We start from the raw sequence: 11260 nt of genomic DNA on the forward strand, positions 1-11260 counted from the left end.
CCCGTCACGTCCCGGCGCCCGCCGTCGCCCGCGTGCTGTAGCCTGAGAGCGCGGAGCTCCATGATCCTCGAGACCTTCCACTACGATCGGGACACCAAGAAGTGGTCCGTGCGGGTGCTGCCGGTGCTCGACAGCGAGCGGACGCTGGTGCTGGCGTTCGGGGCGCCGGAGCTGCTCGACGACCCCGGGGCGATCCGCGAGCTGCGGCGGGCGTACCCGCGGTCGCACGTGGTGGGGTGCTCGAGCGCGGGGGAGATCGCGGGCACGTCGGTGCGCGACGGGACGCTGACGGTGGCGGTGGCGCGGTTCGAGCGGACGACGCTGGCGACGGCGCAGGTGGAGGTGGCGAGCGCGTCCGCGTCGTTCGCCGCGGGGCAGGCGCTGGCGCGCAAGCTGGAGCGGCCGGGGCTGCGCGGGGTGCTCGTGCTGTCGGAGGGGCTCGGGGTGAACGGCAGCCAGCTCGTGCGCGGGCTGAACGCGGTGCTGCCGGAGTCGGTGGTGGTGACCGGGGGCCTGTCCGGGGACGGGACGCAGTTCAAGCGGACGTGGGTGTGCGCGGGGGACGTGGTGCGCAGCGGGCTCGTGGCCGCCGTGGGGCTGTACGGCGACCACGTGGTGATCCAGCACGGGTCGAAGGGGGGCTGGGACAAGTTCGGGCCGGAGCGCGTGGTGACCCGCTCGGAGGGCAACGTGCTCTACGAGGTCGACGGCCGCCCGGCGCTCTCGCTGTACAAGGAGTACCTCGGGGACAAGGCGGCGGAGCTGCCGGCGTCGGCGCTCCTGTTCCCGCTGGCGTTGCGCGCGACGGCGCAGGACGAGAAGGCGCTCGTGCGGACGGTGCTGGCGGTGGACCACGACGCGCAGTCGCTGACGTTCGCGGGGGACGTGCCGAGAGGGCACCTGGTGCAGCTGATGAAGGCGGACTTCGAGCGGCTGATCGGGGGCGCGGAGCAGGCGGCGAGGGCGGCGAGCGAGGCGGGAAGGGCGGGCGGGGACAGCGCGCTGGCGATCGCGATCAGCTGCGTGGGGCGCCGGATCGTGCTGGGCGACCGGACCGAGGAAGAGGTCGAGGCGGTGGCGGACGTGCTGCCGAAGGGCACGCAGGTGACAGGGTTCTACTCGTACGGGGAGATCTCGCCGTACGCGACCGGCCACTGCGACCTGCACAACCAGACCATGACCCTCACCGTCCTCTCCGAGGCGCCCACGCCGCTCGCCAGGAGCGAAGGCCCGCGGGAGCGAAGGCCGCGCGCCGCGAAGCGGGCGCCGGCCGTGGCGGCGCGCGTCGTCGCGCAGCCGGCCGGCGGGATGGCGGAGTTCGAGGAGCTCGAGATCGCGTCGGACTCGACCTTCACGTCCGAGACCGCCTTCGACGCGCCGGCGTCGGCGTCGGGCGCGACGCCCGGGCCGTCGCCGCTGTCCCCGGGGCCGGAGGGCGAGGAGCCGCGGCCGACCATCCGCGTGCCGCCGCCGAACGGCCGCAGGGCGTCGCGCCCGCACAGCGCCGAGCCCGCCTCGGGGCCGGTCTCGTCGGGGCACAGCCCCACCACCGTGGACCGGCCGCCGCCCGCCGCCTGGGCGCACCGCGCCGCGCCGACGCGGAGCGTGCCGCCCGCCGGCGCCGCCGGCCGCCTCGACAGCCTCGCGTTCGATCGGCGCACGATCGGCGACGTGCTCGTCGTCCGGCTCGCCGGGCGCATGACCGAGGCGTTCAAGGGGGCGGCGCTCGCGCGGGAGCTCGAGGGCAAGGTCCTGCTCGACCTCGCCGGCGTCGAGCGGATCACGTCGTTCGGCGTCCGCGAGTGGCTCCAGATGATCCACGCGGCCCAGCCGCGCCTCCGCGCCCTCTACCTCGCGCGCTGCTCCGAGCCGGTCATCAACCAGCTCAGCATGATCCGGCGGTTCGCCGGCAACGGGCGGGTCGTCTCGTTCTATGCCCCGTACTGCTGCGAGTCGTGCGGCGCCCAGTTCGAGCGCCTCGTCGACTGCGCCCACGACGCGGCCTCGCTCGCCGAGGGCAAGCCGCCCGACGCGGTGTGCCCCCGCTGCGAAGGCGCCGGCGCCTTCGACGACGACGCGGAGACGTATTTCGGGTTCGTCGCCCAGCACGGCGTCGGCGCGATCCCGAAGGAGGTGCGCGAGATCCTCCTCGAGCTCGAGCGGGCCGACGAGCCCGCCGTCGGCGACGTGGTGGAGAAGTCCGTCGAGGGGCGCGTCACCCGCTTCAAGGTGGGCAGCAAGCTGACCGCGACGATCCGCTGGAGCCGCATCATCGACGGCCTCGAGGGCCAGGTCGTCTTCGACCTGAGCAACGTCCCCTCCGTCACCGCCGACGGCGCGGCGCGCTTCGAGTCGGCGCTCCGAAAGCTCGACGGCGCCGTCGAGGCGATCCGCATCGAGGGCTGTCCCCGGCTGCTCGCCGAGCGCACGGCGGGCCCCTCGTGGCCCGAGCTCGCGCGGATCGAGTCCGCGGTCATCGAGGGCCGCTGCGCGTCCTGCAGCGCGACCCGGGCGGTGCTCGTCGAGGTCGATCGGCACGCCCCCCTGCTCCGCGGCGGCCAGGACCCGAGCGTCACCTGCAAGCGCTGCAACACGCCGCTCGCCTTCGACGGCTCTCGCTCGCTGCTCTACGTCCTCGGCGCCCACGCGGCGCGCGTCCCCTCGGTCCCGCCGCCGCCCGCCCTGCCTGCGGCGATCTCGCAGCAGCAGCCGGCCGCGGCGCCCGAGGCGCAGCAGCACGGCGCGGGCGCCGCAGCGCCGCAGCAGCGCGGCGCGGGCGGCAACGCGGCGTTCCTCGCGCTGCTCGGCGGGGTGGCGCTCGCGGCCGCCGGCTTCGCGGTGTGGCGCGGCGGCGTCGGCCCCGCCGCGGCGCCAGCGGCCTCGGCGCCCGCTGCTTCGGCAGCGCCCGCGGCCTCGGCGGCGCCAGCGGCCTCGGCCCCTGCGGCCTCGGCAGCACCCGCGGGCGAGGCGCGCGCGCCGGGGCCGCCCGCGAGCGGCCCCGGTACGGCGGGCTGGTCGGTCATGGACGACCTCCCGCCCGCGTGGGTGGAGCGGCCGTTCGTGATCGAGGGCGAGAGCGTGCTCGTCGTCGGGCGCGGCGGCCCCGCGGCCAGCGAGTCGGGCGCGCTCGCGGCGGCGCGCAACGGCGCGATCGAGCGCCTCACGTCCGGCCTCGCCGCCGAGCTCGCGGGCTCTCCCGCGGCCGAGCTCCTCGTCGCGCAGCCGCCGGCCGATGCCGGGGCGGCGCAGCGCGCGGAGGTCGTCGAGCGCATCGCCGGGCGCTTCCTCGCGCAGGCCGGCGCGTTCGCGACGCCCGAGCGCGTGGACGCCGTCGTGCGGCGGGAAGGCGACGGCGTGCTCGCCTTCGCGCGGTACAGGCTGTCCCGGCAGAGCTTCGACGCGGCCGCGGAGCTCTACCGCCAGACCGCCACGTTCCAGGGGCTCACCGTGGCGCGCTTCTTCCCGCAGCTCGAGGCGCGGGTACGCACCTCCGGCGAGCTCGTCGTCGTCGCGGCGGAGCGCCCGCGGCGCGGCGCGGATCCAGGGGTCGTCGCGGGGGACGTCGTGCTCTCGGTCAACGATCGCCCCGTCCATTCGGTCGAGATCTTCGGGAAGGCCGCGGCAGACGCGTGGGCGCGCGCGCCGGCCGGTGGTACGATGACCCTCCAGATCGAGTCGCGCGGTGAGCGCCGCAGCGTGAGCTTCGCGAAATCCCAGGCCGAAGGCCCTCGATGAGCACCATGACCGCCCGCCGCGCTCCTGGAGAAGTGACGCCGCCGGCCCGCGCGATGGAGGCGGTCGAATGACCGAGCGCCACGCCGCCGGCCCCATGAGCGTCGGCTCGCGCCACCCCACCACGCTCGGCAGGTACAGCCTGATCAAGAAGATCGGCATGGGCGGCATGGCCGAGATCTGGGTGGCCTCCGTCGCGGGCATTTCGGGCGTGAGGAAGATCTGCGTGGTCAAGCGCATCCTCCCGCACCTCGTCGACAGCCCCGAGTTCGTGCGGATGTTCCTCGACGAGGCGCGCATCGCCGCCACCCTCGACCACCCGAACCTCGTCCAGATGTACGACATCGAGGACGTCGACGGCGTGCCGGTCATCGCGATGGAGTACCTCCACGGCGAGGATCTCAGGACCGTCCGGAAGGCGCTCCGGTCGGCGAACCGGCGGATGCCGATCGAGCACGCGATCACCATCGCGGCGGGCGTCGCGGCCGGGCTCCACTACGCGCACGAGAAGGTCGGCTTCGACGGCAAGCCGCTCGACATCGTCCACCGCGACGTGTCGCCGCACAACGTGATCGTCACCTACGACGGGGCCGTGAAGATCCTCGACTTCGGGATCGCGAAGGCGGCGAACCGCGTCAACGAGACGCGCGACGGCGCGCTCAAGGGCAAGGTCCCGTACATGTCGCCCGAGCAGTGCACGAGCGAGCACCTCGATCGCCGGAGCGACATCTACTCGGTCGGCCTGCTGCTCTACGAGATGTCGACGGGGAGCCGGATGTTCCGGCGCGGCGCCACCGAGTTCGAGCTGATGCGGGCGATCGTGGAGGACCCCGTGCTGCCGCCGAGCGAGGTCTGCGCCGACTACCCGCCGGGGCTGGAGCGCATCCTGCTCAAGTGCCTGGAGCGGGATCGGGAGAAGCGGTACGCGACAGCGAGGGATCTCCAGATCGACCTCGAGGCGTTCGCCCGGGAGGAGCGGCTCGCCACCTCGGCGCTCGCCCTGTCGTCGTTCATGTCGGAGCTGTTCGGCCAGCGCGTGGAGGTGTGGCGGGGCTCGCTCGCCTCGGGGGCGGACCTCGAATCGCACATCGTCCAGAAGCAGGAGGCGAACCAGAACGAGGACTCCTTCGCGGGCGCGCTCGACGCCGTGGGCGCGGCGCCGCAGGCCGCCGAGACCGGCCGCCCCGGCGCGGTCGCCACGAAGCTGTCCGCGCCGCTCTTCGCGGCGTCGCGGCCCGACGCCGCGGGGGATCTGGACACGCCGCCGCGCTCCAGGAGGCTCCCCGCGCTGTCGCTCGCGGACGCCGGCCCCGGCGTGGAAGGCGCGGAGGGGGCGCACGGGCCCGGGCCGCGGGCCCTCACGGTGACCAAGCGGAGGCTGGGCAGCCTGCTGATCGTCTCGCTGTCGGGGCGGATGACCGAGGAGCTCCAGGGCCTCGCGGTCGCGCGCGGCATCTCCGGCCGCGTGCTCTTCGATCTGGGCGGGGTGCAGCGGGTCACGTCGTTCGGCGTGCGCGAGTGGATGGCGATGCTGGCCGAGGTGTCGCGGAGCGCGTCCGAGATCTACATCGGCCGCTGCACCGAGCCGATCGTGAACCAGATCAGCATGATCCGCCGCTTCTTCGGGGACGGGCGCGTCGTGTCGTTCTACGGCCCGTACCGGTGCGAGCGCTGCGGCGCCGCCTTCGATCGGCTGTTCGACTGCGACAGGGACGCGCACCTCGTCAGGACGCACGAGCCGCCCGCGAGCCCCTGCCCGCGCTGCGGCGCGGCGGCGGTGTTCGACGACGACGCCGAGAGCTACTTCGCGTTCGCGGCGATCCACGCGGGGATCGATCTGCCGGAGGACGTGCGGGCCGCGCTCGACGAGCTCGCGCGGCTCGACGCGGGGACCCACGAGGCGATCGAGAAGACGGTCGACGAGCGCGGGACGCGCATCCGCGTGCGCTGCAAGCTCGACGCGCACGTCCGGTGGAAGCGCGCGCTCGACGGGATCGAGGGGGCGCTGGTGCTCGATCTCGCGGGCGCGGCGGGGGTGACGTCCGAGGGCGCGAGGGCGCTCGCGCTGTCGCTCCGCGCGCTGGGCGGCGAGGTGACGTCGATCCAGATCGAGGGCTGTCCCGTGGTGCTGCTCGAGCACCTCGCCGCCGAGAGCCCCCCGCTGCGAGCGGAGGTGGTCTCGGCGATCGTCGAGGGCACCTGCGAGCGGTGCAACGCGCCCCGGCAGACGCTGCTCGACGTGAAGGAGGCCGCGCACGCCGCCCGCGAGGACCGGGAGCCGTACGTGCCGTGCAAGCGGTGCAACGCGCCGCTCGCGTTCCCGTGGCTCCGGCCGGCGCTGAAGCGCCTCGGCGCCGCGCCGGAGCCGGCGCCCACGCTCGCCGGAGCGCCCGAGCCGGCGACGAAGCGCTCTGCCGCGGGGGGGCACGTGACGACGGCGGGGGCGGGCGCAGGGGCAGCGGCGCCCGCAGGCGCAGCGGCGCTGGCGGCGGCGCCCGCAGGCGCAGCGGCGCTGGCGGGGGCGGGCGCAGGGGCAGCGGCGCCCGCGGGCGCAGCGGCGCCGGCGGGGGCGTCTCCGCCGGCCACGGCCGTCTCGGCGGCCGGCGGCTCCAGCTCGCGCGGGGTGCTCGCGGCGTTCGCGGCGGGAGCGCTGCTCGTCCTCGCCGTGGCCTTCGCCTACCAGAGCCGGGGACGCCCGCGCACCGCCGCCGGGGCGGACCCGCCGCCCGCGCCGAGCTCGGGGTGGCGGGCGGCGCCGCCGGCCGAGGAGAGCCCTCCCTGGATGGACCGGCCGTTCACCGCCGAGGGCGACGCGATCTTCGTGGTCGGCGAGGGCTCGGGCCCCAGCCGAGAGGCGGCGCTCGCGGTCGCGCGCGCCGACGCGATCTCCCGGCTCGCGAGCAACGTCGTGCCGGCGCTCGCGGGGTCGCAGGCGTACGGCTTCATCCAGGCGCACGGCGGCGGCGCGCGCCGCGCCGGCATGGCGGAGGCCGAGGCGAGCCGCTACCTGAAGCAGGTCGGCGCGTTCGCCACGCCCGAGCGCGTCGACGCGCGCTTCCAGGAGCGCGACGGCGCGGTGGCGGCCGTCGCGCGCTACCGCATGCGCAAGGAGAGCTTCGACGCCGCCGTGCAGAGCTACCGGAGGACGGTCAGCGCGCTCGGGCTGACCGTGGCCCCCCTCTTCCCGCTGCTCGAAGGCGCGCTGAAGACGAGCGGAGACGCCGTCGTGGTCGCCGTGGAAGACCGCGGCCCCGCCGCGGCCGCGGGCGTCCGCGTCGGCGACGCGGTGGTCGCGATCAACGGCCGGCCGCTCGTCAGCTTTGAAGCGATGCGTCATGCGCTGCCGAGCGCCCAGGAGGGCGCCACCCTCGAGCTCACGCTCGAGGCGGGCGGCGCGCGGCGGACGATCGCGATCAAGAGGCCGAGCGGGGCGCGGGAAGGAGGCTGAGCCAGGGCGGGCCGCGCCGTCGTGGCGCGCTCCCCGCGAGCGCCGCGGCGCGCGTGAGGGCGTCCGCGACATCACGCGGCGCCGGCGCGCGAACGTCGCGCCGGCCGGCCGAGGGCGCAGAGGGCGCAGAGGGCGCAGAGGGTCAGATGCGCGTCGCTTCCTCGGCATCGGCTGTCCGGCCGGCGATCGGCTGCGCTATGCTGGCTGCCGCGGCGCGGCGCTCTCGGTCGGAGGTTTCGAACATGCGCGGCCTGGAAGAGATCGAAGGGCTGGAGGTCGGGACCCTGATCGCCGGCAAGTACCGCGTGGACCGGCTGCTCGACAAGGGCGCGATGGGCGCCGTCGTCGCCGCGACCCACGTCGATCTCGACGAGCTCCGGGCGATCAAGGTGCTGCTGCCGGCCACCGCGGCCGATCCGGAGATGTGCGGGCGCTTCCTGCAGGAGGCGCGGATCGCGTCGCGGCTCAGGAGCGAGCACGCGGTCAAGGTGCACGACGTCGGGCGGCTCGAGAGCGGGCTGCCGTACATGGTGATGGAGTTCCTCGACGGCCGCGATCTCCGGGTCATCCGCAAGCAGCGGGGCCCGCTGCCGGTGGAGGAGGCGACGCTCTACGTCCTCCAGGCGTGCGACGCGCTCGCGGAGGCGCACGCGCTCGGGCTCGTGCACCGCGACGTGAAGCCGGCCAACCTCTTCCTGACGCATACGCGCGAGGGGACGCCGTGCATCAAGGTGCTCGACTTCGGGGTCTCCAAGGTGTCGCAGGCGGCGCTCCTCGGCGTCGCCGAGATGCGGACGAGCACGGGCCAGATGCTGGGGACGCCCCACTACATGCCCCCCGAGCAGATGCGCGGGCAGCGCGACGTCGACGCGCGCGCGGACATCTGGGCGGTCGGGTCGCTCCTCTACGTGCTGCTCACCGGCCGGTATCCCATGCACGCGCGCTCCGTCCAGACAGTCTCGCTCGTGCTCGGGGGCAAGTTCGTGCCGCAGCTGCCGTCGAAGGTCGTCCGCGGGCTCTCGCCGGACATCGATCCGATCATCATGCGGTGCCTCGAGCGGGATCGCGACAAGCGCTGGCCCGACCTGGCGGAGCTCACGCTGGCGCTCCGCCCGTTCGCGCCGCCCGCGGCGCAGCCGCTCGTCGACCGCATCCAGCGCATGCTGCGCGGGGGCGTGCGCGACTCGCTGTCCGGGGTGCGCCCCGGCGTGGACGGCGTCGACGCGGGGGAGCGCGGCTCGATCCCCACCACCACGGGCTCCGCCCCATCCGCCGGCGGAATGGCGATCGAGCTTCGCCCGGAGCTGCCACCTCCCGTGTTCCACGCTTCTCCCGAGGAGGCGGATCCGGCGGAGCGGAGCGAGACCATCACGGTCTCGGACCGCTCGCGCGTCCGGGCGGAGACCGACCTGGTGGAGCGGAGCGAGGCGGCGACGGTCTCGGACCGCCCGCGCGCCCCCGCGGAGGCGGATCCGGCGGAGCGGAGCGAGGCCGTCACGGTCTCGGAGCGCCCCCGCGCCCGGGCGGAGGCCAGCCCTGCGGAGCGGAGCGAGGCGGCGACGGTCTCGGGCCGCCCGCGCGCCCCTGCGGAGGCGGATCCGGCGGAGCGGAGCGAGGCCGTCGCGGTCCCGGGCCACGCGGGTGTCCGGGCGGAGGCCCGCCCTGCGGAGGGGAGCGAGGCTGCGGCCGGCTCGGACCGGCCGCAGCCCCGGGTGGAAGCCGGCCGTGTCGGGCTCGGCGCGGCCGGCCCAGCTCCGGAGAGGGCGCGCGTCGAGGAGGACGCCGACGAGACGACGCTCGCGGACACGCTCCGGCGGCTGCGCTCGCCCTTCAGGGCGGGCTTCGTCCTGGCGGCGGTGGCGGCGGCGATCGTCGTCGCGCTGCTGGCCAGCGGAACGCGGCCCGAGGAGCGGCCGCCGGGCTCCAGCGCTTCCGGGCCCCCGGGGGGGAAGGGCGTTCCGGTCAGCGCTCCGCCCCGGTGACACCGGAGAGGGAGACTCCCGCCCTGCGGGCGCTGCGGGCGTTGCGGGCGTTCGAAAAGAGGCCCTCTCGGGACAGGCGGTGAGGTGGAGTCGACATGTCGTGAGCGCGGAGCGGCGGGCCGCGCCGCGCGCGCGTCACTTGCCCTGCGAGATGACGCCGCAGCCGATGCGGCCACCGGCGTTGCCGGCGGGCTGGCCGCCGTCATCCGCCTTCTCGTGGACGATGATGGCGCGGCCGAGGAAGGTGTTCGGAGCGCCCTGCTTGAGATTCGCGCCCGTGGCGATGATCTCATGGGTGCCGGTCCCATCGGCCTTGACCTCGATATTGCCGAGATCGCCGAGGTGGCGGGCCGCGGCGTCGGGGAGGCCGTGCGGGTGGTTGTCGGGGTTGTAGTGCGCGCCCGCGCTCTTCGCGTCCGGCGCGCTGCAATCGCCGGTCTCGTGCACGTGGACGGCGATCTTGCCCTTGGGAGCGCCCGAGACCTGGACGGCGACCTTCACGCCGCCCTCGACCTCGGTGAAGGTCGCGGTGCCCTTGAGCTTCGACTTGGTCCGCGCCTCGATGGGCACCGAGACGCTCACCGGCGGCGCAGGCGGCGCGGCCGGCGGCGCAGCGGCCTCCGGCGCCGCGGCGCCCGCCGGCGGGCTGGCCTCGGGCGGCGCGGCCGCGGGCGGCTCCGGCGCAGGCTGCGGCTGGGCGGGGACGTCGGGGACCGCAGGGGCCGGCTCGGGCGCGCCGCCACAAGCGGTGGCGCCCAGGACGAACGAGGCAAGCAGCGAGAGACGATAGGCCGGTTTCATCACAGCGGAGACCTCCAGGTTCGTGAGGCGTTGGACCTCCGCCGTCTCGTAGAGCGGTCCTGGCGAGCGATCAATCGGCGAACCCGACATTCTTCAGGTGCGCCGGCTCGAGGCGCGCGCTGCCCACGGTGCCGCGGCCAACCCGGCTCCCGCCGGCCCCGGCGCCGCGGGCAGCGAGCGCCCGACCCCTGGACAGAGATCAACGAGGCGCGGAGTCCGCCTCCGCGCCTCGCCGAGCTCAGCGGCGCGCGCTCACTGCGCGGGCGGGCAGCCGATGGGCGCGGTGCCGATCACGACGTCATCGATCCACATCGAGCGGGCGGAATCCGCCTGATAGGACTCCCAGCCGAGGCCGATGCTGTCGAACGCCGGCGCCTTCCACGTGTAGTTCGTCTCGTTGTTGGCGCAGCCCTGGCCCGTCCCGGACACCTTGAGATCGGCCAGCTCCGCGCCATTGAGCCAGAAGCGCATCTCGTTCTTCGGCCCGTCGAAGCTGAACTCGACGCAGGTCCACGCGCCGGTCGGGACCACCGTCGTCTCCTCCGCGTGGTGCCAGCAGTCCGTCTGCGGGCCGGTCTTCGGGTCGCTCCAGTACCCGGGCGTATCGTAGTTCGCCATGAGCTGGCTGCCCGCCGTGACCGGGTGCTGCCCGCCGTAGCGATACTGTGCCGCGTAGGGCATTCCCTCGAAATCGCTGCCAGGGATGGTCCCTGAACCGTCGATGATCGTCCAGTGCACATCCCCCGTCGGCGCAGCCTCGAGGAAGAACATCATGCGACCATGGATGACGTTCGCGTCGGTGGGCAGGGCGTCGGTGTCCGCGAACTTGATCATGGCCGACTTGTAGTTGTTGTCTCCGGTGCTCGCGGGCGTGGTCACCTTGATGGACTTGGCGCCGCTGTAATGCTTCGTCGTGTCGACCGACACGGTGGAGCCCGCCATGGCCGTGTAGACCGTCCACGCGCCCATCTTCTCGCCGTTCGCGCCCTCGCCCTCGTACGACTCGAAGTCGTCGCAGAGCAGCGCCTCACAGGCCGGGCCGCCGCCCGTCCCGCCGCCCTCGCCGGCGCCGCCGCCGCCGGTCGCGCCGCTGCTGGTGGCGCCGCCGCCCTCGCCGGCGCCGCCGCCGCCGGTCGCGCCGCTGCTGGCGGCGCCGCCGCCCGAGCCGCTGGTCGAGGACGATGCCGACGTCGTGCCACCGTCGTCATCCGAGCACGCAACCGCGCCCGCCGCAAAGGTCGCGAGCAGGCCAAGCAAAGTAACGCTAATTCGAAGATTCATGTTCGTTTCCATCCTC

5 protein-coding genes are annotated in these 11260 nt (G+C 74.9%); 3 read left to right on the forward strand and 2 right to left on the reverse strand.

What is annotated here, in order from left to right:
• Positions 1-60: 60 nt before the first annotated feature.
• The 3 genes from WMF11_RS46860 (at position 61) to WMF11_RS46870 (ending at position 9162) form a co-directional block, all read left to right on the forward strand.
• The gene (locus WMF11_RS46860) at positions 61-3735 is read left to right on the forward strand and encodes an FIST N-terminal domain-containing protein (RefSeq protein WP_437905553.1); all 3675 of its coding nucleotides are present in this window, start codon (positions 61-63) and stop codon (positions 3733-3735) included.
• 67 nt (positions 3736-3802) lie between these two features.
• Positions 3803-7180, forward strand: coding sequence for a protein kinase domain-containing protein (locus tag WMF11_RS46865; protein WP_437975371.1), 3378 nt, complete (start codon positions 3803-3805; stop codon positions 7178-7180).
• Positions 7181-7422: 242 nt separating this feature from the next.
• Complete coding sequence (locus WMF11_RS46870) at positions 7423-9162, forward strand: protein kinase domain-containing protein (RefSeq protein WP_437975372.1); 1740 nt, start codon at positions 7423-7425, stop codon at positions 9160-9162.
• Positions 9163-9297: 135 nt separating this feature from the next.
• Here the strand turns inward: WMF11_RS46870 and WMF11_RS46875 are convergent, their stop codons facing one another.
• Together WMF11_RS46875 and WMF11_RS46880 are read right to left on the reverse strand one after the other, a co-directional pair.
• Positions 9298-9963 (reverse strand): superoxide dismutase family protein, encoded by a 666-nt coding sequence (locus WMF11_RS46875; protein ID WP_437905556.1) that lies wholly within the window; start codon positions 9961-9963, stop codon positions 9298-9300.
• A gap of 252 nt (positions 9964-10215) precedes the next feature.
• Positions 10216-11244: a hypothetical protein gene (locus tag WMF11_RS46880; RefSeq protein ID WP_437975373.1), complete on the reverse strand. Its 1029-nt coding sequence runs from the start codon at positions 11242-11244 to the stop codon at positions 10216-10218.
• Between the last annotated feature and the right edge of the window lie 16 nt (positions 11245-11260).

Source organism: Sorangium sp. So ce295, from assembly GCF_051527405.1.
GTDB lineage: Bacteria > Myxococcota_A > Polyangia > Polyangiales > Polyangiaceae > Sorangium > Sorangium cellulosum_B.